At 74.4% G+C, this 23,627-nt stretch carries 25 protein-coding genes; 9 read left to right on the forward strand and 16 right to left on the reverse strand.

Annotated elements, in window-relative coordinates:
* Window positions 1–114 precede the first annotated feature (114 nt).
* From QSK00_RS24025 to glpX, 6 genes are all read right to left on the reverse strand, one after another.
* On the reverse strand, window positions 115–1,554 hold the full coding sequence (locus QSK00_RS24025; RefSeq protein ID WP_285594869.1) for a GuaB1 family IMP dehydrogenase-related protein: 1,440 nt from the start codon (window positions 1,552–1,554) through the stop codon (window positions 115–117).
* A gap of 30 nt (window positions 1,555–1,584) precedes the next feature.
* Window positions 1,585–1,806, reverse strand: a complete 222-nt coding sequence (locus QSK00_RS24030) for a hypothetical protein (RefSeq protein WP_285594871.1) — start codon at window positions 1,804–1,806, stop codon at window positions 1,585–1,587.
* Window positions 1,807–1,853: 47 nt separating this feature from the next.
* Window positions 1,854–3,020 (reverse strand): glycosyltransferase, encoded by a 1,167-nt coding sequence (locus QSK00_RS24035; protein ID WP_285594873.1) that lies wholly within the window; start codon window positions 3,018–3,020, stop codon window positions 1,854–1,856.
* A gap of 29 nt (window positions 3,021–3,049) precedes the next feature.
* Entirely contained in the window at window positions 3,050–4,549 is a 1,500-nt protein-coding gene (locus tag QSK00_RS24040; RefSeq protein WP_285594874.1) for an ATP-dependent DNA ligase, read from the reverse strand.
* 23 nt (window positions 4,550–4,572) lie between these two features.
* Window positions 4,573–5,982 (reverse strand): class II fumarate hydratase, encoded by a 1,410-nt coding sequence (locus tag QSK00_RS24045; protein WP_285594876.1) that lies wholly within the window; start codon window positions 5,980–5,982, stop codon window positions 4,573–4,575.
* Window positions 5,983–6,057: 75 nt separating this feature from the next.
* Window positions 6,058–7,125, reverse strand: coding sequence for a class II fructose-bisphosphatase (gene glpX / locus QSK00_RS24050; protein WP_502872072.1), 1,068 nt, complete (start codon window positions 7,123–7,125; stop codon window positions 6,058–6,060).
* A gap of 75 nt (window positions 7,126–7,200) precedes the next feature.
* Here glpX and QSK00_RS24055 point away from each other — a divergent pair, with 75 nt between their 5' ends.
* Window positions 7,201–7,749 carry a DUF4245 domain-containing protein gene (locus QSK00_RS24055; protein WP_285594881.1) on the forward strand — a complete coding sequence of 183 codons (549 nt, stop codon included), beginning with the start codon at window positions 7,201–7,203 and terminating at the stop codon, window positions 7,747–7,749.
* Window positions 7,750–7,820: 71 nt separating this feature from the next.
* Here QSK00_RS24055 and QSK00_RS24060 read toward each other — a convergent pair whose 3' ends face one another.
* The 4 genes from QSK00_RS24060 to QSK00_RS24075 all read right to left on the reverse strand — a co-directional run bounded on the left by QSK00_RS24060 (window position 7,821) and on the right by QSK00_RS24075 (window position 10,838).
* Entirely contained in the window at window positions 7,821–8,756 is a 936-nt protein-coding gene (locus QSK00_RS24060; protein ID WP_285594882.1) for a hypothetical protein, read from the reverse strand.
* Window positions 8,753–8,986 (reverse strand): exodeoxyribonuclease VII small subunit, encoded by a 234-nt coding sequence (locus QSK00_RS24065; protein WP_285594885.1) that lies wholly within the window; start codon window positions 8,984–8,986, stop codon window positions 8,753–8,755. Before QSK00_RS24065 ends, QSK00_RS24060 begins: the two co-directional genes overlap by 4 nt.
* Window positions 8,987–9,048: 62 nt before the next feature.
* Complete coding sequence (xseA, locus tag QSK00_RS24070; protein WP_285594889.1) at window positions 9,049–10,293, reverse strand: exodeoxyribonuclease VII large subunit; 1,245 nt, start codon at window positions 10,291–10,293, stop codon at window positions 9,049–9,051.
* Window positions 10,290–10,838, reverse strand: a complete 549-nt coding sequence (locus tag QSK00_RS24075; protein ID WP_285594891.1) for a lipid droplet-associated protein — start codon at window positions 10,836–10,838, stop codon at window positions 10,290–10,292. The genes xseA and QSK00_RS24075 overlap by 4 nt, the downstream gene beginning before the upstream one ends.
* Window positions 10,839–10,946: 108 nt before the next feature.
* Here QSK00_RS24075 and QSK00_RS24080 point away from each other — a divergent pair, with 108 nt between their 5' ends.
* Window positions 10,947–11,930: a 4-hydroxy-3-methylbut-2-enyl diphosphate reductase gene (locus tag QSK00_RS24080; RefSeq protein WP_285594893.1), complete on the forward strand. Its 984-nt coding sequence runs from the start codon at window positions 10,947–10,949 to the stop codon at window positions 11,928–11,930.
* A gap of 86 nt (window positions 11,931–12,016) precedes the next feature.
* Here the strand turns inward: QSK00_RS24080 and QSK00_RS24085 are convergent, their stop codons facing one another.
* The 3 genes from QSK00_RS24085 to QSK00_RS24095 all read right to left on the reverse strand — a co-directional run bounded on the left by QSK00_RS24085 (window position 12,017) and on the right by QSK00_RS24095 (window position 15,062).
* Window positions 12,017–13,132 carry a DUF6542 domain-containing protein gene (locus tag QSK00_RS24085; protein ID WP_285594895.1) on the reverse strand — a complete coding sequence of 372 codons (1,116 nt, stop codon included), beginning with the start codon at window positions 13,130–13,132 and terminating at the stop codon, window positions 12,017–12,019.
* A gap of 103 nt (window positions 13,133–13,235) precedes the next feature.
* A complete protein-coding gene (locus QSK00_RS24090) occupies window positions 13,236–14,525 on the reverse strand; it encodes a DNA recombination protein RmuC (protein WP_285594897.1) in 1,290 nt (429 codons plus the stop codon).
* Window positions 14,526–14,555: 30 nt separating this feature from the next.
* Window positions 14,556–15,062 carry a methylated-DNA--[protein]-cysteine S-methyltransferase gene (locus QSK00_RS24095; RefSeq protein ID WP_285594899.1) on the reverse strand — a complete coding sequence of 169 codons (507 nt, stop codon included), beginning with the start codon at window positions 15,060–15,062 and terminating at the stop codon, window positions 14,556–14,558.
* A gap of 94 nt (window positions 15,063–15,156) precedes the next feature.
* On the opposite strand from QSK00_RS24095, the gene ychF reads away from it, so the two are divergent.
* The 3 genes from ychF (at window position 15,157) to QSK00_RS24110 (ending at window position 17,797) form a co-directional block, all read left to right on the forward strand.
* Window positions 15,157–16,230 carry a redox-regulated ATPase YchF gene (gene ychF, locus QSK00_RS24100; RefSeq protein ID WP_285594904.1) on the forward strand — a complete coding sequence of 358 codons (1,074 nt, stop codon included), beginning with the start codon at window positions 15,157–15,159 and terminating at the stop codon, window positions 16,228–16,230.
* 81 nt (window positions 16,231–16,311) lie between these two features.
* The gene (locus tag QSK00_RS24105) at window positions 16,312–17,502 is read left to right on the forward strand and encodes an FAD-dependent monooxygenase (protein WP_285594906.1); all 1,191 of its coding nucleotides are present in this window, start codon (window positions 16,312–16,314) and stop codon (window positions 17,500–17,502) included.
* A 25-nt stretch (window positions 17,503–17,527) separates the two neighbouring features.
* Window positions 17,528–17,797 carry a hypothetical protein gene (locus QSK00_RS24110; protein WP_285594908.1) on the forward strand — a complete coding sequence of 90 codons (270 nt, stop codon included), beginning with the start codon at window positions 17,528–17,530 and terminating at the stop codon, window positions 17,795–17,797.
* Between the two features lie 49 nt (window positions 17,798–17,846).
* Here QSK00_RS24110 and QSK00_RS24115 read toward each other — a convergent pair whose 3' ends face one another.
* Window positions 17,847–18,866: an LLM class flavin-dependent oxidoreductase gene (locus QSK00_RS24115; protein ID WP_285594937.1), complete on the reverse strand. Its 1,020-nt coding sequence runs from the start codon at window positions 18,864–18,866 to the stop codon at window positions 17,847–17,849.
* A 97-nt stretch (window positions 18,867–18,963) separates the two neighbouring features.
* Here QSK00_RS24115 and QSK00_RS24120 point away from each other — a divergent pair, with 97 nt between their 5' ends.
* Window positions 18,964–19,578, forward strand: coding sequence for a maleylpyruvate isomerase family mycothiol-dependent enzyme (locus tag QSK00_RS24120; RefSeq protein ID WP_285594939.1), 615 nt, complete (start codon window positions 18,964–18,966; stop codon window positions 19,576–19,578).
* A gap of 5 nt (window positions 19,579–19,583) precedes the next feature.
* Entirely contained in the window at window positions 19,584–19,937 is a 354-nt protein-coding gene (locus tag QSK00_RS24125; RefSeq protein ID WP_285594910.1) for a VOC family protein, read from the forward strand.
* A gap of 82 nt (window positions 19,938–20,019) precedes the next feature.
* Here QSK00_RS24125 and QSK00_RS24130 read toward each other — a convergent pair whose 3' ends face one another.
* Entirely contained in the window at window positions 20,020–20,682 is a 663-nt protein-coding gene (locus QSK00_RS24130; RefSeq protein WP_285594912.1) for a phosphonatase-like hydrolase, read from the reverse strand.
* Window positions 20,679–21,785, reverse strand: a complete 1,107-nt coding sequence (locus tag QSK00_RS24135; RefSeq protein WP_285594914.1) for a TIGR03364 family FAD-dependent oxidoreductase — start codon at window positions 21,783–21,785, stop codon at window positions 20,679–20,681. The genes QSK00_RS24130 and QSK00_RS24135 overlap by 4 nt, the downstream gene beginning before the upstream one ends.
* A gap of 61 nt (window positions 21,786–21,846) precedes the next feature.
* Here QSK00_RS24135 and QSK00_RS24140 point away from each other — a divergent pair, with 61 nt between their 5' ends.
* Both QSK00_RS24140 and QSK00_RS24145 read left to right on the forward strand, forming a co-directional pair.
* Window positions 21,847–22,566 (forward strand): GntR family transcriptional regulator, encoded by a 720-nt coding sequence (locus QSK00_RS24140; RefSeq protein ID WP_285594917.1) that lies wholly within the window; start codon window positions 21,847–21,849, stop codon window positions 22,564–22,566.
* Window positions 22,563–23,483, forward strand: coding sequence for an adenosine deaminase family protein (locus QSK00_RS24145; protein ID WP_285594919.1), 921 nt, complete (start codon window positions 22,563–22,565; stop codon window positions 23,481–23,483). Before QSK00_RS24140 ends, QSK00_RS24145 begins: the two co-directional genes overlap by 4 nt.
* Window positions 23,484–23,627: the final 144 nt, after the last annotated feature.

Consider the following 23,627-nt stretch of genomic DNA (forward strand, 5'->3'; position numbering starts at 1 on the left):
CGGTGCCGGCCCGGTCGGCTCCGCTCGGCTGACCGGTCGGCTCCCGGTCGCGAGGGTGACCTCAGGCAGGCCGGTGGGCGGCCGGACCTGCCTGGTGTGTACCTCGGTGGAGGCTCACCACCCCGTCGGGAGCGGGCGACCCTCCGCGAAGCCGGACGCCGACTGGATGCCCAGCACGGCGCGGTCGTGGAACTCCTCGAGCGTCGTGGCGCCGGTGTACGTGCACGCCGACCGGACGCCCGCGCAGATCGAGTCGAGCAGGTCCTCCACCCCGGGCCGGGCCGGGTCGAGGCGCATCCGCGACGACGAGATGCCCTCCTCGAACAGTCCCTTGCGGGCCCGGTCGAACGCCGAGTCGGTGCGGGTCCGTGCCGTGACGGCCCGCTTCGAGGCCATTCCGAACGACTCCTTGTACGGGGCGCCGTGCTCGTCGCGCTGCAGGTCGCCCGGCGACTCGTAGGTCCCGGCGAACCAGGAACCGACCATCACCGCGGACGCCCCCGCCGCGAGGGCCAGCGCCACGTCGCGCGGGTGGCGCACCCCGCCGTCGGCCCAGATGTGCTTCCCGCGGGCCCGGGCGGCCGCGGCGCACTCGGCGACGGCGGAGAACTGGGGGCGGCCGACCCCGGTGGCCATGCGGGTCGTGCACATGGCGCCGGGGCCGACCCCGACCTTCACGACGTCCGCGCCCGCCTCGATCAGGTCGATCGTGCCCGCGGCGGTGACGACGTTGCCGGCGACGACGACCGCCTCCGGACCCGCGTCCCGCACCGTGCGCAGCGCGGAGATGGTCTTCTCCTGGTGGCCGTGGGCGGTGTCGACGACGAGGACGTCGACCCCCGCGGCGACGAGTTCCTTGGTGCGGGTCGCCACGTCGCCGTTCACGCCGAGCGCCGCGGCGACCCGGAGCCGGCCGTCGGCGTCGACGGCCGGCGCGTAGACCTCGGCGCGCAGGGCGCCGGTGCGGGTGAGGACCCCGGCGAGCCGGCCGTCCGCGTCGATCCCGAGGGCGAGGTCGCCCGCGCCCGGAGCGGACAGGGCATCGAAGACCTGGCGGGGCTCGGTGCCCACCGACACCGTCACGGCCGGCACCAGGACGTCGGCGAGCCGGGTGAAGCGGTCGACGCCGGCACAGTCGGCCTCGCGGACGACGCCGAGCGGACGCCCGCCGTCGTCGACCACGACCACCGCCCCGTGCGCCCGCTTGCTCACGAGGTTCAGCGCGTCCGCGACCGCCTCGCCCGGGTGCAGGACGACGGGGGTGTCCCACACGGTGTGCCGCGACTTCACCCCGGCGACGATGTCGGCGACCGCGGCGACGTCCACGTCCTGCGGGATGACCGCCATGCCCCCGCGGCGGGCCAGCGTCTCGGCCATGCGCCGGCCGGACACCGCCGTCATGTTGGCCGCGACCACCGGGATCGTGGCCCCGCTGGGGTCGGCCACCGCGAGGTCGACGTCGAAGCGGGACGCGACGTCCGAGCGCTCGGGGACGAGGAAGACGTCGTCGTAGGTCAGGTCATGGGCAGGGACGTGCCCGTCGAGGAACCGCACGTGCGCACAGGTTACCGGGCGCGCGGGCGGTCAGCGACGAGCTGCGTCGACCCGGGCCTCGGCCTCCTCGACGAGGGCGTCGAGGTCGACGCCCACGACCCGCTCACCGCGGTGGGCCTCGAGCAGCGCCTCCACCTCCTCGGCGACGGCGGTGTCGACGAGGCGCACCTCGTCGGGCATGTCGTCGGCCTCGCGCGCGAGCGAGATCGCGACGAGTGAGGTGGGCTCGTAGCTCGCCAGGCGCAGTTCCATACCTCCGAGTGTGCCCTCGCGACGGTCACGATCACAGGTCGTGCCGGTCACGCTCGGACGAGGGACTCCGCGAGGTCGACGAACGACGCGACCGGGGGCAGGGCCAGCATGGCCCGCTGGGCCGCGCGGACCGTGCGGTGCACCGCCCCGTCGGCGAGGACGCCGGACAGCCCGGCGGCGAGGGAATCGCCGTCGACGTGGCGCCCGAGGCCGAGGGCGGCGATCCGGCCGGCACTCGCGAACTGGTCGCCGAACTGCGGGAACGCCACCATCGGCACGCCGTGGCGGACCGCCTCGCGGACGGTGTTGTAGCCGCCGTGGGTCACCATCGCGTCGGCGACCTGCAGCAGCAGGGGCTGCGGCACCCACCGCTCGAGGTGCACGTGGGGCGCCGGCTCGACGTCGCACTCCAGGCCTGCGGTCGCGACGACGACCTCCGCGTCGACCTCGTTCGCGGCCCGGACCAGTGCCCGGAGCCCGGCGGCGGGGTCGGCGGGCGGGCCGCCCGGGGCCGCCTGCCGGTCGGTGCCCTGCATCATCGGCAGCGCCGTGCCCAGCGACGCCAGCACCAGCGCCCGGCCCGCGGGGAGGTCCGCGATCCACTCCGGCAGCCGGCCGCCGCGGTCGACCTCGTCGTCCTGACGGAACGCGTGCGCCGCCGGCAGCCACGACGGGGCGAACGAGAACGCGGGCGGCATGCAGTCGAGCCGGCCGTAGGGAGCGAGCGCTCCGGCGTCGGCCACGGCCGGGAGCCCGAGCTCGGTACGGCAGGCCGTGAGCAGCGGGCCGACGTGCAGCGGGTCGAGGACGTGCGCCGCTCCCGACGGGGCGGGCAGGTGCGGCACCCCGAGCTCCTCGGCGTAGAGCATTCCGGCGAACTCGCCGCCGTCGCGCAGCACGAGGTCGAACCTCCCGAGCCGTCGCAGCGCCCGGACCTCGTCGACGAGGTGCTCGCCCGCGAACACCCGGGCGACCACCGCCGCCGGGTCGGGATGCTCGCCCAGCGCCTCGATCCGCGGCGCGAATCGGGCGGCGGCCTCGGACATCGGGACCAGCACCGGGGCCACCCGCACCGGCGATCCGTCGAAGGACGCGGCGAGGTCCGGCGGGCAGGCCACCACCACCTCGTGACCGGCGGCGCCCACCGCCCGGGCGAACGGCAGGACGGCCCGGGCGTGGGACGGGGACCCGGTGACGGTCGCGAGGATGCGCACGGGACCCGGGTGCCCCGTCGTCGGGACGGTCAGCGCCGCAGCGCCCGGAGTGTGTCGAGGGTGTCGGTCTCCGTGAGGGGCTTGTCGTCGCGGTAGCGGACGACCCGCGCGAAACGCAGGGCGACGCCCCCCGGGTAGCGCGTGGAGGTCTGCACCCCGTCGAGCTCGATCTCCACGACGATCTCCGGCCGCAGGTACACGGTGTGCGCGTCCCGCGAGGTCTCGTACCGCGGGAACGTCTCGGTCTGCCAGCGCAGCGTCTCGTCGGTCATGCCCTTGAAGGTCTTGCCGACCATCACGAAGCCGTCGTCGGTCCGCGCCCCGAGGTGGATGTTCGAGAGCCACCCCCGTCGCCGTCCGGAACCCCACTCGCACGCCAGGACCACGAGGTCGAAGGTGTGCGAGGGCTTGATCTTCTGCCACGCCTTCCCGCGCCGACCGGCGGTGTAGGTCGAGTCGAGCGCCTTGACCATCGAGCCCTCCTGGCCCGCCGCCAGCGCCTCGCGGATCGCCTCGGCGGCCCGCTCGGGCGTCGGCCGGACGACCGACGGGATCACCCGGTCCCCGACGATCTCCGCCAGTTCCCGACGACGGGTCTCCAGGGGTTCGTCGACCAGGTCCCGGCCGTCGCGGTGCAGGCAGTCGAAGTACCAGGGCTGCATCGCCCCGTTGCCCAGGCCCTTCATCGACTCCTGGAAGGCGCGCGGCCGCCCGTCCTCCGCGACGGCGAGGGTCTCGCCGTCCAGGACGACGGTGTCCACGGGGAGCTCGCGGGTCAGCGCGACGATCTCCGGGACGGCGTCGGTGATCTCGTGCAAGGTGCGCGACCAGACCCGCACCTCCTCGCCGCGGCGGTGGACCTGGATCCGCGCGCCGTCCAGCTTGTGCTCGACGACGATCTCGGTGCCCAGGTCGGCCAGGGTGTCCTCGAGGGAGTCGCCGGGGGAGGCCAGCATCGGCCGGACCGGGCGCATCACCGCGAGCCCGACCGCCTCCAGGGCGGCCACCGGGTCCTCGCTGCTCAGCGCCGTCTGCGCGGTCTCGGGCAGCTGCCCGGAGAGCATGAACGCCCGGCGGACGACGTCGGCGGGCACCTTGGCCGCGGCAGCCACGGCCTCCACCATGAGCCCCTCGAGCGCCCCCTGCCGCAGCTCACCGCCGAGCAGCCGGACGAGGAAGCGGCCCTCGTCCTCGGTCGCGGCGCCCAGCAGCGACGACAGCTCCGCCGACCGCCGGGCGCCGACCCCGCTGCCGGAGCCGGCGAGCGCCGCGAGCCGGTCCAGGGACGCCTCGACGTCGGGAACCTCCAGCGACGGCTCGACGGCGGGGGAGACGTCGAGGCCGGACAGCGTGCGCCACCCGATCCCGGTGCGGCCCTGCTGCATGAACCCGGCGAGCCACGCCGTCACCGGCGCGACCTCGTCGGGCGCCGCGTCGGCCAGGATCGCCGCGAGCGCGGCGGTCTTGGCCTTGCGGGACCGGGTCGCCCCGACCTCGCCGGAGGTCGCGGCGACCCGGGAGAACAACACGGCCGCTGTCTACCCCGACGCCGTCAGGAATCCACGCGGGTCATGGCCAGCACGTCGAGCGCGGTGTCGAGCTGCTCCTGGGTGAGCTTGCCGTCGCGGACGTAGCCGTCGGCCTCGATGACCTCGCGGATGGTCTTCCGCTCCTTCATCGCCTTCTTCGCGATCTTCGCGGCCTCCTCGTAGCCGATGAGGCGGTTGAGCGGGGTGACGATCGCCGAGGACGACTCGGCGTAGCGGCGGCACGCCTCCTCGTCGGCCTCGGTGCCCTCGAGGACGCGGTCGGCGAGCAGGCGCGCGGCGTTGGCGAGCAGGCGGGCCGACTCGAGGATGTTGCGCGCCATGACCGGCATCATGACGTTGAGCTCGAGGTTGCCCTGGGTGCCCGAGAAGGCGACCGTCGCGTCGTTGCCGATGACCTGGGCGCAGACCATCATCGTGGCCTCGCAGATCACCGGGTTGACCTTGCCCGGCATGATCGAGCTGCCCGGCTGCAGGTCCGGGATGCGGATCTCGGCCAGGCCGGTCGACGGGCCCGAGGACATCCAGCGGATGTCGTTCGCGATCTTGTAGAGGCTGACGGCGACGGTGCGCAGCGCGCCGGAGACCTCGACGAGGCCGTCCCGGGCGCCCTGGGCCTCGATGTGGTCGCGGGCCTCGGTGAGCTCGGGGATCCCGGTGGACTGACGCAGCTGCTCGACGACCTTGCCGCCGAAGCCCTCCGGGGTGTTGATCCCGGTGCCGACGGCGGTGCCGCCGATCGGCAGCTCGCCGAGGCGGGGGAGCGTCGCGCGGAGCCGCTCGGCGCCGTGGGTGCACTGCGTGGCCCAGCCGCCGGCCTCCTGGCCGAGCGTGATCGGCACGGCGTCCATGAGGTGGGTCCGGCCCGACTTCACCACGTGGCGCCAGTCCTGCGCCTTGCGGTTCAGCACGGAGGCGAGGTGGTCGAGGCCGGGGACGGTGTCGCGGACGACGGCCTCGGTGGCGGCCAGGTGGATCGTCGTCGGGAAGACGTCGTTGGAGCTCTGCGAGGCGTTGACGTGGTCGTTCGGGTGGACCTTCGAGCCCGACGCGCGGGAGGCGAGGGTCGCGATGACCTCGTTCGCGTTCATGTTCGAGCTGGTGCCCGAGCCGGTCTGGAACACGTCGATCGGGAACTCGCCGTCGTGCGCGCCGGAGGCGACCTCGTCGGCGGCCGCGGCGACGGCGTCGGCGATCCCGGCGTCGAGGACGCCCAGGTCCTTGTTCACCCGGGCGCACGCCCCCTTGACCAGACCGAGCGCGCGGATCTGGGCCGGCTCGATCGGGCGGCCGGAGATCGGGAAGTTCTCCACCGCGCGCTGGGTCTGGGCCGCGTAGAGCGCCTGGGCGGGGACCTGGACCTCGCCCATCGTGTCGTGCTCGGTCCGGTACTCCTGTGCGCCGTTGCTGCTCATGGTCGTCATTGTGCCTGGCGGCAGGTGAGCACTAATCCGTGTCCTGGCACGGAGAAGTGCTCACCTGAGCGAAGCTCACACCCAGGGCGTCTCGTCCACGCCCTCGTCGTCGCCACCGAGGTCGAAGCTCGAGTACTCGCGCAGCTTCGACAGCCGGTGGTAGCCGTCGACGAGACGGACCGTGCCGGACTTCGACCGCATCACCAGCGACTGCGTGGTGGCCCCGCCCGCGCGGTAGTGCACGCCGCGCAGCAGGTCGCCGTCGGTGACGCCGGTGGCGCAGAAGAAGATGTTGTCGCCCTTGACCAGGTCGCCGGTGTGCAGGACCCGGTCGAGGTCGTGCCCCGCGGCGAGGGCCTTCTCGCGCTCCTCGTCGTCCTTCGGCCAGAGCCGGCCCTGGAAGGAGCCGCCGAGGCAGGTGATCGCCGACGCGGCGATGATCCCCTCGGGTGTGCCGCCGATGCCGAGCAGGATGTCGACGCCGCTCTCGGAGCGGGCCGCCGCGATCGCCCCGGCGACGTCGCCGTCGGAGATGAAGCGGATGCGCGCCCCGGCGTCGCGGATCTCCTGCACGAGCTGCTCGTGGCGGGGCCGGTCGAGCACGCAGACCGTGACGTCGGGGACGCCGCCGCCCTTGCGCTTCGCGATCGCGCGCAGGTTGTCCTTCACCGAGCGCGTGATGTCGACGACGTCGGCGTACTCCGGCCCGACCGCGAGCTTCTCCATGTAGAAGACCGCCGACGGGTCGAACATCGCGCCCCGCTCGGCGACCGCGAGCACGGCGAGCGCGTTCGGCATGCCCTTGGCCATGAGCGTGGTGCCGTCGACGGGGTCGACGGCGACGTCGCACTCCGGGCCCTCGCCGTTGCCCACCTCCTCGCCGTTGAACAGCATGGGCGCCTCGTCCTTCTCGCCCTCGCCGATCACGACGACGCCGCGCATGGTCACCGAGCCGATGAGCTTGCGCATCGCGTCGACGGCCGCGCCGTCCCCGCCGTTCTTGTCCCCGCGACCGACGAAGCGGCCGGCGGCCATCGCGGCCGCCTCCGTGACCCGGACGAGTTCGAGGGCCAGGTTCCGGTCCGGGGCCTCGGGACGACGGCGGGCGGGAGAGGTCACCGGGTGCGCTCCTTCTTCCTGCATGGGTGAGGGCCGCCATCCTCCCAGATCAGGGCCTCGTCCGGCGCCGCGTCGATCGCCACTGGAACGATGGAGGCCATGAGTTCGCCGCAGCCGGACCGCACCGGTGGCATCAGGCCGTTCGCGATCGGCACGATCGTGCTCGCCGTCATCGTCCTCGCGCTGACCGGACTCACCCGTGCGTGCTCGGTCTCCGCCCCGGGAACGGTCGACCGCGGCTCGGTGCAGCGCATCGACGTCGCGGGCGTGACCGCCTCGGCGGCCGGCTCGGTGCCGTTCCGCGTGCGCGGCCCGCAGCTGCCGGCCGACTGGATCCCGCAGTCCAGCGACCTCCGCGACGTCCCGGGTGGCCGCGCGTTCCGCCTGGGCTGGCTGACGCCGGACAACACCTTCGTGCGTCTGGTCCAGTCCGACGGCACGGCGGAGGGGCTCGTCGCGTCCGAGCAGGGCGCGCCGCAGGCGGGGGCGCCGGTCAGCGCCGACGGCCTCACGTGGGCGACCTACCGCGGGCTGCGCAACGAGCCGATCTGGGTGACCGACGTCGGCGGGGTGCGCTGGCTGGTCACCGGGGACGCGACCCCGGCGCGGTTCGTGCAGCTGATCACGGCGGCACGGCAGTCGCCGTAGACACCTGGGCGTCAGCGGTGGCACACGGCTGACCCCGGACGTCAGCGGTGGCACACGGCTGACCCCGGACGTCAGCGCGGTGGCGGGCCCCAGCCGGCCTCGTCGCGGGTGACGTGCTCGCGCCACTCCTGCTCCCACCCCGCGGTCGGGTCCGTCGCGGGCGCCGAGCGCGGCAACCCTTCCCGACGGCGGGTGCCCTCGGTGGCGGCGGGTGCGTTCCCGTCCGCGGCCGCCACGTGCGCAGCAGCCGGCGGCGCGGGCTGCTCGACCCGCCGTCCGGAACCCTCGGCGTCGGCGTACGCGGCCGCCGCGACCCCCTCGCGGGCGAGCGAGTGGACGCTCTCGCGCATCGCGCGGGTCGACGCGGCGCGCAGCTCCGCGGAGAAGACCGGGAGGGGAGCGAAGCGGCCGAACGTGTCGCGCAGGAAGTGGGCGAGCAGCGTGGCCGTGGAGCGCGAGCGCCACATCGTCCAGCCGACGTAGAGGTCCCGGCCGTAGGGCTGCACCAGCAGCATCGCCCGCTCCGAGCGCTGCCGGAAGAGCAGGACCGGCACCCCGGCGACGGTGCTCGGCGCGACCTCGGCAGGCGTGCGGCGGGCCCGCGCGGCGCGGCTGACCCAGTCGTAGGCGCCCCGGGCGGCGCCCGCGCGGTTCTCCAGGAGCCGGGAGTACTCGGCGATCGGTTCCTTCGCCGGCGCGAAGAACGCGGCGACGCCGGCGAGGTAGAGCACCACGAGCACGGCGAGGAGCACGTTCATCACGAGCCGACCCGTGATCGACGGCCCGGACGTGGACGCGAGGTAGCCCAGCAGCAGCCAGATCACGAGCAGCACGGTCGGGGCGACGAGGAACGCCAGCGCCCGCATCAGGTGCGGCGAGAGCATCCGCCAGGAGACGACGTCCTCGACCAGGACGTCGGGATCGCGGTGGAGCCTCGTCTCGTCGTGGTAGCCGTCGTGCGCGTCGGCGATCGCGCGCTCCCAGGCCTCCTCCGGCGGGCTGCTCATGGGGTCCCATCCTGACGGACGTCGTCGCTTCCCGACTCCGCCTCCCGGAGCACGGCGTCGACCTTCGCGCGGGCGCCCGCGAGGTGCCGCTCGCACACCCGGGCCAGCGCCTCGCCGCGTTCCCACAGCGCGAGCGAGTCCTCGAGCGACAGCCCACCGGCCTCGAGCTTCGCCACGACCTGCGCGAGCTCGTCGCGGGCCTGCTCGTAGCCGGGGTCGTCGTCGGCCATGGTCCCTCCTCGAGCGTGTGCCGTTCCTGACGTCCAGTGTCAGCGGTGGACCACCGCTGCGGTCACTCGGCGGCCTCGACCCGCGCGGTGACGGCGCCGTCGGCGAGCCGCACCCGGAGCAGGTCGCCCGGCTGCGCGTCGGCGGCGGCGCGCAGGACCGGTGAGCCCACCTCACCACCGCGCTGCACGATCGCGTACCCGCGGGTGAGCGTCGCGGCGGGCCCCAGGGCGGTCAGCGAGGCGCGCCGGTGGCTGATGTCGGCCTCCCGCTCACGCAGGCCGCGGTCGACGGTGCGGCGGGCCCGGTCGGTGAGCACGACGACCTCCCCGGTGCGGGCCTCGATCGTGCGCAGCGGGTCGGCGAGGACGGGCCGGGCGCGCAGTCGCGCGATCAGCGCGTCCTCGCGCTCCACCCACGCGTGCAGCGCGCGCCGGGCGCGGGTGCGCAGGGCGGCGAGGTGGGCGGTCTCCTCGGCGAGATCGGGGACGATGCGCTTCGCGGCGTCGGTGGGGGTGGCGGCGCGGACGTCGGCGACGTGGTCGACGAGCGGGGTGTCGGGCTCGTGCCCGATCGCGGTGACCACCGGCGTGCGGCACCGGGCGATCCCACGGCACAGTGCCTCGTCGGAGAACGGCAGCAGGTCCTCGACGCTGCCGCCGCCCCGGGCGATGACGATGACCTGCACGGCGGGGTCGCGGTCGAGCGCGTCCAGGGCGTCGAGGATCTGCGGCACCGCCTGCACGCCCTGCGTCGCGGTGTTCTCCACCCGGAAGTGGACGGCCGGCCACCGCGTCGTCGCGACCGTGACGACGTCGTGCTCGGCCGCGCTCGCCCGACCGGTGATCAGCCCGACGCAGGTCGGCAGCCGCGGGAGCCGGCGCTTGCGGGCGGCGTCGAACAGGCCCTCGGCGGCGAGCAGCGCGCGGAGCCGCTCGATGCGCGCGAGTAGCTCGCCGACCCCGACCGCCCGGACCTCGTCGACGCGCAGCGACAGCGTGCCGCGACCGAAGAAGAACGAGAACTTGCCGTGCACCACGACCCGCTGGCCCTCGGTGAGGGCCTTCTCCCGCACCAGCGCACTCGGTGCCGTGAGCGAGAGCGAGACGTCGGCCGCGGGGTCGCGCAACGTCAGGAAGGCGGTGCCGGTCCGGGCCGAGAGCTGCGTGAGCTGCCCCTCGACCCACACCGGCCCGAGCCGGTCGATCCACTTCGAGACCTTGAGCGCGACGGTGCGCACCGGCCACGGCGCGTCGGCGCTCGTGGCCGGCTCGACACCGCCCCCCGTCGCTGCGCTCGCTCCGGTCACTGCTCCGCGGTGAGCGTGGCGATGCGGTTGGTCAGCATGGTCACGAACGGCGGCCGGTCGGCGTGCGCGGACTCCCACGCGAGCAGCTCGGTGAGGTCGTCGACCGACAGGGTCCGCAGCCGCGCCCGCAGCTGCGCGATGGTCATCGACTCGTAGCCGGGCAGGGCGTCCGGCGTGATGCTCGGGGTCGCCTCCGCCTTCCCGACGGCGGGTGCGCCGGGGCCGGTCGGGCGGGCGTGGCCGTTGGTCGCGGCCTGCTCCAACGGCGGGCGCTTCGCGGCGGTGACCGCGCGGCCGGTGTCGACGTCGTCGTCGAAGCGGGCCCACGAGGGTGCGTCCTCGACGGGGCGGCCGCCCTCGAGCGCGGTGTCGCCCTTGATGGCGAGCTCGGTGACGACCTGCTGCGCCCGCATGGAGAGCTGCAGCACGGTGCTCACGGCGGTGATCGGCAGGCCGACGATCGTCCGCGGGAGGGCCTGGACCTCCTCGACCGCGGTGACGACCAGGCCGGCGGCGACCCGCACCGGGAACGGGAGGGAACTCATGGCCCCACCCTGCCAGCACCCGGCGGTGGTGTGCGAATCGCCACGGGGGTCCCGGTCACACGTCACGAGGCGCGTCGTCACGCGCGGGTGATCCGTACCCTCGGGGACATGTCCGTCACCTCGGGACCCGCGACCACCACGCCCAGGGTGCTGCTGGCCAAGCCCCGCGGCTACTGCGCCGGTGTCGACCGCGCCGTCGTCGCCGTGGAGAAGGCCCTCGAGACCTACGGCCCCCCGGTCTACGTGCGGAAGGAGATCGTCCACAACCGCCACGTCGTGAACACCCTCGCCGCCCGCGGTGCCGTGTTCGTCGAGGACACCGCGCAGGTGCCCGAGGGTGCGACCGTGGTGTTCTCCGCGCACGGCGTCTCCCCGGCGGTCCACGCCGAGGCGGCCCAGCGCGAGCTGAAGACGATCGACGCCACCTGCCCGCTGGTCACCAAGGTGCACCAGGAGGCGAAGCGGTTCGCCCGGGAGGACTACGACATCCTGCTGATCGGGCACGAGGGCCACGAGGAGGTCGAGGGCACCTCCGGGGAGGCCCCCGAGCACATCCAGGTCGTCGACGGGCCGGCCGCGGTCGAGTCGGTGGAGGTCCGGGACCCGGAGAAGGTGATCTGGCTCTCGCAGACCACGTTGTCGGTCGACGAGACGATGCAGACCGTCGCCGCCCTGCGCGAGCGCTTCCCGGCGCTGTCCGACCCGCCCTCGGACGACATCTGCTACGCGACCCAGAACCGCCAGGTGGCCGTGAAGGCGATGGCCCCGCAGTGCGAGCTGGTCATCGTCGTGGGATCGACGAACTCGTCGAACTCGGTCCGCCTGGTCGAGGTGGCGCTGCAGGCCGGGGCGAAGGACTCCCACCTGGTCGACCACGCCGGCGAGATCGACGAGGCGTGGCTGGCGGGCGTGCAGACGGTGGGCGTCACCAGCGGCGCGTCGGTGCCGGAGATCCTCGTCGGCGAGGTCCTGCACTGGCTCGCCGACCGCGGGTTCGCCGAGGTCGAGGAGATCACCACCGCGAACGAGAAGCTGACCTTCTCGCTCCCGCGCGAGCTCAAGCGGGACATGCGCCCCGACGCGGTGCGCTGACTGTTCGCGGTGCCCTCGCGAGGGTGACGTGAAGCAGGATTGCGGGCCCGGCGGCCTGCCTGGTGCGCCCCTCGCGGGCCGGCCCGTCAGCGCGGTGGCCGCTCGGGCGGACGTTCCCGCACCGGGTGCACCCCGGGCGGTCGGGGACCGCCGCGGCGTTCCTCGCGGAGGCGCTCCTCCCGCATCCGGTCCTCGCGGCTGCGCGCGTCGCGCGACGGTGGCGGCTGCTCGCGGGGCGGGGTCTTCTCCCGGGCGGGCGCCTCGTCCCGGCCGGCGCCCTTGAGCGGCGAGCGCTGCGGCGTCGGGCCGGGCGGGACCTCCGCCGCGCCCCGGGCCAGCCGTTCCCGGTCGCCCTCGGGGCGGGCGCGGTCGTCGGCGCGCTCCTCGCCCCGGTCCTTCGGCCGCTTCGACGGGCGTTCGCGACGGGCGCGGTCACGCTCGGCGAGCTCCTGCTCCTGACGTTCGCGCTTGGCCCGGTCGCGTTCGGCCATCTCGCGGTCGCGGTCGGCGCGGGCCCGCTCCTGCGCCCGCCGACGGTCACGCTCGGCCTGCTCACGGCGTTCGGCGGCCTCGCCGCGGTCGCGCTCGTCGCGGCGGTCGCGCTCGGCCCGGGTCCGCTCCCGCTCGGCGGCCTCACGGCGTTGGCGCTCGTCCCGCGCGCGGTCCCGGTCGCCCCGGGGTCGGGCCTCGCGCGCGGGCGTCCCCGTGGGCCCGGACCGCACCGGCTCGCGTCGGTCCTCGGCGTCCGCGGGGCGCCAGCGCTGCACCCGGATCCGCACGACCCCGATGAGGACGCACACCAGGGTGGTCACGGCCATCGCGGGGAAGCCGTTGATGAGCGGCGCGCCGATCGCCAGAGCGGTCGACACCATGCCGCCCGAGCCGGGCAGCGTCCCGGTCGCCGCGATGGCCACCGGGACCGACACGGCCAGCAGCAGCGGCGGCTGCACCATCGGCACGAAGATGTCGCGGCGCTGGGCGAGCACGGCCGCGAGGATGCAGCCGCCCGGGTAGGCCGCGAGGAAGATCACCCCGAGCGTCCCGCTGCGCAGGACGTCGGCGGCCACGCCCCCCGCGGTGAGGACGAGGGCGAGCAGCAGCACCGCCCACCAGCGCATCCCCCGCACCCCGGGGAAGGCCGACGCCTCGCCCACGTCGGTGGGACCCGCCGACGGCGTGGCGTCGTCCCGCGTCGTGGTCACCCGATCACGGTAGCGGGCGCGCCGCCACGCTCCGGCCCCCCTCGGCGCGAGACATAGCACGTGGGACGCCGGCGTGCCGGGCACGGACGGCTCCGGATTCGGCTCAACCGGTCAATCGACGCACCCCGCCCTCGTCCACGCCGGCGCCGTCGTCCTCCGCCTCGTCGCCGGCGAGCTCCGGGGCGCCCGGCACCCGCGCGCGCCGGTCGACCTGCTCGACCTCCTCGAGCGTGCCGCGCGTGACGGACAGGTCCGAGAACCGGCGCGCCGTGACCAGCACGCGCGACTCCAGCGAGCCGACCGTCTCGTTGTACGCGCGGACCCCCGCGTCGAGCGAGCGGCCGAGCTTGCCGAGATGCCCGCCGAGCGTGCCGAGCCGGGCGTGCAGCTCCCGCCCGAGCGCGTGGATCTCGGCCGCGTCGCGTGCGAGGGACTCCTGACGCCACGCGTACCCGACCGTGCGGAGCAGGGCGATCAGCGTGGTGGGCGTGGCCACGACGACGTCGGCGGCGAACGCGTGCTCGAGCAACGACGGGTCCGCCTCCAGGGCGGCCGACAGGAACACCTCGCCCGGCACGAACATCACCACGAACTCGGGCGTCGGGTCGAAGCTGCGCCAGTACGCCTTGGCCGACAGGCCGTCGACGTGCGCCCGGAGCTGCCGCGCGTGCGCGACCGCCCGCTCGCGGCGCGCCCCCTCGTCGGGAGCCTCCAGGGACTCCAGGTAGGCGGCGCACGGCACCTTGGCGTCGACCACGACCTGCTTCCCGCCCGCCAGTTGCACGACCATGTCGGGGCGCTGCGCCGCGCCCTCCGCCCCCGCTGTGGACTGCCGGGTGAAGTCGCAGTGCTCGACCATCCCCGCCAGGTGCACCACGCGCTCGAGCTGCATCTCGCCCCACCGGCCGCGGACGTGCGGGGTGCGCAGCGCGGAGGCGAGCGCCCGCGTCTGCCCGGCGACCCCGCGCGCCGACTCGGCCACCGCCCCGACCTGCTCGCGCAGCCCCGCGAACGCCGCCTCCCGTTCGGACTCCGCGCTGCGCATCTGGCCCTCGAGCCGCGCCAGGGTGGCGGCGACCGGGTCGAGCAGGGAGGACACCGCCCGTTCCCGCTCGCGCATCCGCGAGTCGGCCAGCCGGGAGAACTGCTCGGAGTTCGCCGCCAACGCGTCCGCCGACAGGGCTGCGAACGACTCCCGCGCCACCGCCCCCGCACGGCGCTCGGCCTCCAGCTCGGCCCGCGCCGCGGACGCGGCCGCCCCCGACCGGCGCGTGGCCTCCGCGATCGCCGCGTCCTGGCGCGCGAGGGCGAACCGCGACGCCACCAGGGCGCCGCCGAGCGCGCCGAGCAGCAGGCCCAGGAGCAGGCCCACGAGGACGCCGGTGATCGTCATGGCCGGAAGGCAAGCACAGGGGTCGGACAGTCACGGCCAGTTCGCCTCCGTCTCCATCAGCTTCGCCTTCACCTCCAGGCCCCACCGGTAGCCGCCGAGCGAGCCGTCCCCCTTCCGGACGCGGTGGTCCGGCACGAACAACCCGATCGCGTTGGCGCCGCACGCCTGCCCCGCGGCGCGAGGGGCCAACGGCCGGCCGGCCAGCGTGGCGAGCTCGGTGTAGGAGACCGGCGACCCGGCCGGGATGTCCCGCATCCGCGCCCACAGCTCCTGCATGAACACCCCGCCGTGCTGGCGGACCGGGACGGCCGCGGCCGGCGCCGGATCGCCCGCCAGCCAGGCCCGCACCGCCGCCGTCACCGTCCCGAGGTCGTCCCGCTCGACGACCTCCGCCGGCATCAACGACGCATGGATCAGGGGCAGGAGCCGCACCTCGGGCTCGGTGGTGAAGCCGGCGGCGAGGACGACGCCGTCGGCGTCGACGACCGCGGTGAACGGGCCGAAGGGGGTGTCGAGGGTGGAACGCGAGCCGATCACGGGGGTCTCCGCATCCGTCGTCGGGAAAGGCCTTCACCCGCTCCGACGCACGCCCGACCGCTGCGGATCCATCCGATCCCTAGACTGGACCCCCGTGAGCTTGACCCTCGGCATCGTCGGCCTCCCCAACGTGGGCAAGTCGACGATGTTCAACGCCCTGACCCGCAACGACGTGCTCGCCGCGAACTACCCGTTCGCCACGATCGAGCCGAACGTCGGTGTCGTCCCGCTGCGCGATCCGCGGCTCGACCGGCTGGCGGCGATGTTCTCCTCGGAGAAGGTCGTGCCGGCCACGGTGAGCTTCGTCGACATCGCCGGCATCGTCGCGGGCGCCTCCGAGGGCGCAGGCCTGGGCAACAAGTTCCTCGCGAACATCCGCGAGGCCGACGCGATCTGCCAGGTCGTGCGCGTGTTCACCGACGACGACGTGGTGCACGTCGACGGCCGGGTCGACGCCGCCGCCGACATCGAGACGATCGCGACCGAGCTGGTCCTCGCCGACCTCCAGACCGTGGAGAAGGCGGTGCCGCGCCTCGAGAAGGAGTCGCGGATGCAGAAGGACCGCCGGGCGGTGCTCGAGGAGGTCCAGAAGGCGGCGGAGGTGCTCAACGAGGGCCGCACCCTCTTCTCGGCGGGCATGAACTCGCCCGCGCTGCGCGAGCTGAACCTGCTCACGGTCAAGCCGTTCCTCTACGTCTTCAACGCCGACGAGGGCGTGCTCACCGACGACGCGCGGCGCAAGGAGCTCGCCGAACTCGTCGCGCCCGCCGGGGCCGTGTTCCTCGACGCGAAGGTCGAGCAGGAACTGCTCGAGATCGACGACGAGTCCGCCGCCGAACTGCTCGAGTCGATCGGCCAGACGGAGCCGGGCCTCGATGCGCTCGCCCGCGCGGGCTTCCGCACGCTGGGCCTGCAGACCTACCTGACGGCGGGTCCGAAGGAGTCGCGCGCCTGGACGATCCCGGTCGGCGCCACCGCGCCCGAGGCCGCCGGCGTCATCCACACCGACTTCCAGCGCGGCTTCATCAAGGCCGAGATCGTCTCCTACGACGACCTCGTCGCCGCCGGCTCCATGAACGCCGCCAAGACGGCGGGCAAGGTCCGGATGGAGGGCAAGGACTACGTCATGCAGGACGGCGACGTGGTCGAGTTCCGCTTCAACGTCTGACCCCTTCCCGACGACGGGTCGCGCGGCACTGTCGGACCCCCGTCCTACGATCCCGCCCCGAGGTCGACACAGGGGGGCGCGGTGGGCACGACGAGGGTGTTGGTGGCGGGGGCGAGCATCGCGGGCCCGGCGCTCGCGCACTGGCTGCGGCGGCACGGGGCCGAGGTCACGGTGGTCGAGCGGGCGCCCGCGCTGCGGCCCGGCGGCCAGGCGGTCGACGCGCGTGGGGTGGCCCGTGAGGTCATCCGGCGCATGGGACTCGACGCGGGGGTGCGGGCGGCGCGCACCGAGACCGCGGGCGCCCACACGGTGGCCGCGGACGGGACGGTGCTGCAGACCCAGCGGGCGGACGACCACGGCGGCGACGGATACATCGCGGAGATCGAGATCCTGCGGGGCGACCTGTCGCAGGTGCTGTACGACGACACCCGTGAGGGCGTCGAGTACCTCTTCGGCGACCGCATCGCCGAGTTGACCCAGCACGCGGACGGCGTGGACGTCACCTTCGCGGGCGGCGACCGGCGGCGCTTCGACCTGGTGATCGGCGCGGACGGGTTGCACTCGGCGCTGCGCGCGTCGGTCTTCGGGGCGCACGAGGAGTTCGTCCGCCACCTCGGGCTCGTGCTCGCCTTCTACAGCGTGCCGAACGAGTTCGGGCTCGACCGCTGGCTGCTCGAGTACCAGGACCCGGCATCCGGGCGGTCCGCGCTCCTGCGTCCGATCGCCGACGCCACCCGGGCGATGGCCATGTTCTCGTTCCCGCAGGCCGACTTCGCGGTCGACCACCGCGACATCGACGCGCAGAAACGGCTGCTGCGGGAGCGTGTCGCCGACCTCGGCTGGGAGACCCCGCGGCTGCTCGCGCACCTCGACGACGCCCCGGACTTCTACCTGGACCAGGTCGCCCAGGTGATCCTTCCCCGGTGGTCGCGCGGGCGCGTGGGCCTGCTCGGCGACGCGGCGTGCAGCGCCTCACCGATGTCCGGGCAGGGAACCGGGATCGCCCTGGTCGGCGCCTACCTGCTGGCGGGGGAGCTCGCCGCGGCGGGCTGGGACCCGGAGGTCGGGTTCGTCCGGTACGAGGAGCGGATGCGGCCGTACGTCGAGGCGAACCAGGAGATCGGCCGCCTGCACGTGGCGAGCCTGCTGCCACCGGACCCGGACCCGAACACCGGTCCGCCCCCGGAGCCCGACATGGAGGCGCTCACGGCCCTCGTCGAGCGGGCGATCAACGGCGTCGAACTCCCCGACTACGCGGGCGTGGCCACCTGACCCTGTGATCGGGGACACTCCACCCATGGACAAGTACCGGGTCCTCCTGATGACCGACCTGACCCGCCTCGACGACGACGGGCTCGCCGATCTCTACGAGCGGCTCACCGAGATCGGTGGCGTCCCGACGGTTCCCTCGGGTGTCCTGGAGGTCACGGGCACCACGAAGGCCACCGACGCGCGGGAGGCCGTCGCGGAGGTGGGTCGGGTGCTGGAGAACGCCCTGACGGCGATGAACCGCCCGTGCCGCGTGATCGGGGTGCAGGCCGGCGAGGTCCCGACGCCGAGCGCCTGACGAGCACCCGACGACGGAGCCGGACCCGGCCCCGTCGTCGGGACGAGGATCAGCGCCAGCCGAGCTCGGGGGCGAGGTGGGTGAGAACACTCTCGAGGACGTGGGCGTTGTAGTCCACGCCGAGCTGGTTGGGCACCGTGAGCAGCAGCGTGTCGGCCGCGGCGACGGCCTCGTCCTCGGCGAGTTCGGCGACCAGCTTGTCGGGCTCACCGGCGTAGGTCTTGCCGAAGCGCGCGTTGCCGCCGTCGAGGTGGCCGACCTGGTCGGTCGAGTGCCGCTCGCGCCAGAACAGCTGCTTGTCGAGGTCGGAGACGATCGGGAAGACGCTGCGGCTCACCGAGACACGGGGCGTTCCCTCGTGACCCGCCGCGTCCCAGGCGTCGCGGAAGCGCTGGATCTGCTCGGCCTGCAGCCGGTGGAACGGCACGCCGGTGTCCTCGGTGAGCAGGGTCGAGCTCATGAGGTTCATGCCCTGCTCGCCGGCCCACTCGGCGGTCGCGCGGCTACCCGCGCCCCACCAGATGCGCTCGCGCAGGCCCGCCGAGTACGGCTCGATCCGCAGCAGCCCGGGCGGGTTGGCGAACATCGGTCGCGGGTTGGGCTGCGCGAACCCCTCGCCCTTCAGGGCGTCGAGGAAGATGCGCGTGTGCTCGCGGGCCATGTCCGCGTCGGTCTGCCCCTCGGCGGGGGCGTAGCCGAAGTAGCGCCACCCGTCGATGACCTGCTCGGGGGAGCCGCGGCTGATGCCGAGCTGGAGCCGGCCGCCGGAGATGAGGTCGGCCGCGCCCGCGTCCTCCGCCATGTACAGCGGGTTCTCGTAGCGCATGTCGATGATCCCGGTGCCCAGCTCGATGCGGCTCGTCCTCGCGCCGGCCGCCGCGAGCAGCGGGAACGGCGACGCGAGCTGCTGCGCGAAGTGGTGCACGCGGAAGTTGGCGCCGTCCGCGCCCAGCTCCTCGGCCGCGACCGCGAGCTCGATCGACTGCAGCAGGGAGTCCTGGGCCGACCGCACCATCGAGTGCGACGACGGCGACCAGTGCCCGAAGGACAGGAACCCGATCTTCTTCACGGTTGAAGCAACAACTCTCTCGTGCGGCTGATTCCCGACGGCGGGAGCGATGATTCCCGACGCCGGGTCCGGTCCCACCAGCATGACGCGTGTGGCGATGCTCGACGACGTGGCCTCCGAACGGCTCGCGCTGGCCGACGAGTTGTCGGGCCTGACCGACGGGGAGTGGGCGACGCCCTCGCTCTGCGCCGGCTGGACGGTGCGGGACGTCGCCGCCCACCTGACGCTCTCGACGCGGACGAGCGTGCCGCGATTCGCGTGGGCCGCTCTGAAGGCTCGGGGCGACGTCGACCGGGCGTTCGCCGACGAGGCCCGGGAGCGGGCGGGGCGGTTCACGGCGGCCGAGCTCATCGCCCAGCTCCGGGAGATGGCGCGTGTCGACCGGCGGCTGCGCCTGTCGGGCCCGCTCGATCCCCTGAACGATCTTCTGGTCCACCGCCAGGACATCGCGATCCCGCTCGGACACGCCGTCGAGGCACCGGTCGACCGCGTCGAGCCGTGCCTGGCGCACACCTGGTCCGCGCCGTTCGTCGGCGCCGCCAAGCGCTTCGCCGGCGTGCGCCTGGTGGCCACCGACTGCGGCTGGACCGAGGGCGAGGGACCCGAGCTGCGTGGCCCGGCGTCGGGAATGCTCCTGGCGCTGAACGGTCGAGCGGCCGGGCTGGACCGGCTCGAGGGACCTGGCCTCGAGATCGCGCGGAGCCGACACTGACCGGCGTGTTCACGGAGATCCACCATGTGCAGCTCGCCATGCCTGCGGGTCGGGAGGACGAGGCGCGGGCGTTCTTCGTCGGGGCGCTCGGGATGCGTGAGGTCGAGAAGCCGCCGGTGCTCGCCGCGCGCGGCGGGGCGTGGTTCCGAGGCGGGGGCGTGGAGCTGCATCTCGGGGTCGAGGAGCCGTTCTCTCCGGGGCTCAAGGCGCACCCGGGCCTCGTCGTGCGTGACATCGAGGAGGCCGCGCGCCGCGTCGGGCAGGACGTCACGTGGGACACCGACTTCCCGGGCTACCGCCGCTTCTACGCCCACGACCCGTTCGGCAACCGTCTGGAGTTCCTGCAGCCGCTCCGATGAAGCGGCGAAGCTGCCACTGGATGACAGCAACGACGCTTTCCTGTCACGGGGGGTGGGCGGCCGGCCTGCCACCGGGGGTGGGTCAACGGGTCCCGACGGCGAGCCCGAGCAGCTCGGGCAGGTCGGCGACCCCGTCCAGGACGTGCGTGGGCCGGGCCGCCTCCAGCTCCCTGCGGGTCTGCGCGCCCGTGAGCACCCCGACGACGAGGCCGGCACCCGCGGCGAGGCCCGCCTCGACGTCGAGGACGGTGTCCCCGGCGGCCAGGACCTCCGCCGGGTCGTCGACCCCGGTCAGCCCCATCGCCCGCCGGATCATCGCCGGGGACGGGCGGCCGGCTCCGACCTCCTCGGCGCACACCACGCCGTCGACCTCGAGCCCGACGACCTCGAGCAGGGGGTCGGTGACCTGGCGGTCGAAACCCGTCGTCAGGACCACCGCGACACCCCGCGCTCGCAGGGCGGCCAGCGCTTCCGGGACGCCCGCGCAGGGACGCGGCGGCACCTCGGCATAGGCGGCGCGGAGTCGGTCCACGAACTCGGTGTGCAGGTCCTCGACCTCGGCCCGACCGGTCAGGGCCCGCAGGGCCTCCCGCTTGTCGGCCCCCATCCAGCGGCGGATGTCCTCGTCCTCCGGGGTGGCGCCGTGGTCGGTGACGACCTCCGCGAGGACGCGGTAGACCGCGCCGCCCTCGTCCACGGTGGTGCCGGCGATGTCGAGGGCGGCCAGGCGGACGGCGGTGCTCACGAGGTCTCCGGGAGGGTGTCGAGGACGCTGGGGGCGAGGCCGAAGGCCGTCGTCATGCCGATCCCGGAGGTCACCGAGACGGCGACGACGCCGGGTGCGAGCGGGGCCCGCAGGAACTCGCCGGGCGCGGAGGCGTAGGTGCCCTGCCATCGGCGGACGACACGCAGGTCGGCCTGCAGCAGGGCGCGGGTCTCGGCGAGGAGCAGCTCGTCGAGGGACTCCTCCGACCAGGGCTCGGGGGTCCGCGCGTAGCGGTGGGTGTCGCCGACGACGAGGTCGCCGTCGGGGAGCTGGGTGAGCATGTGGTTGACGACGGCGTCGAGCATCTCCGGGCGCTCGGTGCGCCAGCGCTCGCGGAGCGCGGCGGCGCCGGCGGTCGCCGCGAGCGCCGGGTACCGCAGCATCGAGCTGCCGGTGAGCACCGCCGGCGCGACCTGCACCGGGGTGACCGGTCGGAGCTGGAGCATCTGCAGCGTGCACCGCTCCAGGCCGGCCTCGTCGGCGGTCCCGGGAGCCAACCGGTCGAGGTCGTGACCGACGCAGACCACCACGTGGTCGGCTGTGAGGTCGCCCCGGCCGGTGCGCACACCGCCGGCCTGGACGTCGAGGACGGGCGTCCCGCGCAGCACCGTCACCCCCGGTTGCTGCTCGAGGTGGTCGAGCAGGCGTGGTGCGGCGACCCGCTGCTCGACGCGGACGTCCCGCGGCAGGAACGCGCCCCCGCGCAGGCCCTCGGGGCGGACCGGGAGCCGGTCGACGACCTCGGCCGCGCTCAGCACGCGGACCTCGTCGCCGCGGACGTCGGCCAGCTCCTCCAGGGCCGCCAGCTCCTCCTCGGCCCGGGCCACGACGACCGTGCCGCACTCGGCGACGTCGAAGCCCGCGGCCTTGCCGGCGTGCAGCCACGTCCTGCGCGCCCGCTGCGCGAACTCGAGCGCCTCCCCGGCCTGGGCGGTCAGGCATCCGTGCCCGAAGTTGCGGATCGAGGCGCCGACCGGGTGGTCGTCGCGTTCGACGACGGTCACGGACAGGCCGCGCTCGGTCGCCTCCAGGGCGTGGGCCAGGCCGACGATGCCGCCGCCCACCACGATCAGGTCGCTCACGTGGAGCCACGGTCGTCCTGGTCCCGGTGCTTGTCAATACAAGTTGGCGTAGTGTTCACCCGTGGCCACCGCAGCGTTGCACCGCACCGTCGCCACGGCCCTGCGCGCGCGCATCGGCCGCGGGGAGCTCGCCGTCGGGAGCCCGGTGCCCTCGGAGGCCGAGCTGTGCCGGGAGTTCGGCGCCTCCCGCGGCCCCGTCCGCCAGGCGCTCGCGGCGCTGCGCGACGAGGGGCTGATCGGCGGGGGACAGGGCCGACGGGCGGTGGTGCTCACGGACGTGCCGGGGCAGCCGTTCGAGTCGTTCCAGTCGTTCACCCGCCGCGCCGAACTGACCGGGCACCGGCCCGGGCAACGGACGTACGACATCGACCGGCGGGTCCCGGATGCACCTGCCGCGGCCGCGCTCGGGCTCGGGCCGGGCGAGCCCGCCGTCGTCCTGCTGCGCCTGCGCCTGCTCGACGACCGCCCGGCGATGGTGGAACGGACGACGTTCATCCCGTCCGTCGGCGACCTGCTGCTCGACGCGGACCTCGACGCCGGGTCGATCTACGCCATCCTGACGGCGGGTGGGGTCGATCTCCACGCCGCTCGCCACACGCTCGACGCCGTGCCCGCCGACGCGACCGACGCCCGGCTCCTCGAGGTCACGCCCGGCACGCCGCTGCTGCGCGAACGACGCGTCACCACCGACTCCCGGGGGACGCCGCTGGAGTGGTCCGACGACCGCCACCGGCCCGACGTCACGACGATCACGCTCACGACCGTGCGCGGCCGCTCGTGACCCCGCTGCTGCCGAAGGCCCACCTCCATCTGCACCTGATGGGCTCGATCCGGCCCTCGACGTACGCCGAGCTCGGGGGAGAGGCCGCGTTCCCGGAGCGGTACGGCTCGTGGGAGGAGTTCGTCGCTGCCTACCGGGCGACGAAGGACGTGCTGCGTCGGCCGGACGACCTGCACCGGCTCGTCGTCGAGCTGGTGGCCGACTCGGCCGCGGACGGCGCCGTGTGGACCGAGGTGAGCATCTCGCCCTCGGGTCGGCACCGGGCCCTGACCGGGTCGGACGAGGCGACGATGGAGATCGTCTGCGACGCGGTGACGGCGGCGGGCGCGCCGGGGGGCGTCGTCGTCGGGATCGACCGGGAGCGCGACGCGGCGGACCCCGACCGGATGGCGCTGCTCGCGGCGGCGTGGGCCGGTCGTGGCGTGGTCGGGCTCGGGATCGCGGGGGACGAGACCGCGCCGATCGCCCCCTTCGGCCGGGCGGCGGAGGTCGCGCACGACGCGGGACTCCTCGTCGTGCCGCACTCCGGCGAGCTGTGCGGGCCGGAGTCGATCCGCGAGGACCTCCGCGTAGTGCGACCGGACCGCCTGATGCACGGGGTCCGTGCCGTGGAGGACCCGGAGCTCGTCCGGGAACTGGCCGACCGCGGGATCACGCTCGACGTCGGGATCAGCTCGAACGTGGCGCTCGGGGTGGTGCCCGACCTGGCGTCGCACCCGCTGCCCGACCTGGTCCGGGCGGGCGTGCCGTGCTCGGTCAACGCCGACGACACGTTGCTGTTCGGCACCGGGCTGGCGCACGAGTACGAGCTCGCGCGCCGGCTCGGCCTGACCGACGCCGAGCTCGCCGCCGTCGCGCGGGCGTCGGTCGTCGGCTCCGCGGCGCCGGCGTCCGTGCGGGAGGTGCTACGCCCGTGAGCACGTGTCCGTGCCAGGGCACGGTGTGATGTCTCAGCACATCCTGGACAGATAAGTCTCAGCACATCGCGGACAGGTTGGTGTTCCGCTGGTAGCGGACGCTGCGGTCAAGGGTAAGGCTGGCGGCGATCGCGTTATCGATGA

The sequence above is a fragment of the Actinomycetospora sp. NBRC 106378 genome, assembly GCF_030269685.1.
GTDB lineage: Bacteria > Actinomycetota > Actinomycetes > Mycobacteriales > Pseudonocardiaceae > Actinomycetospora.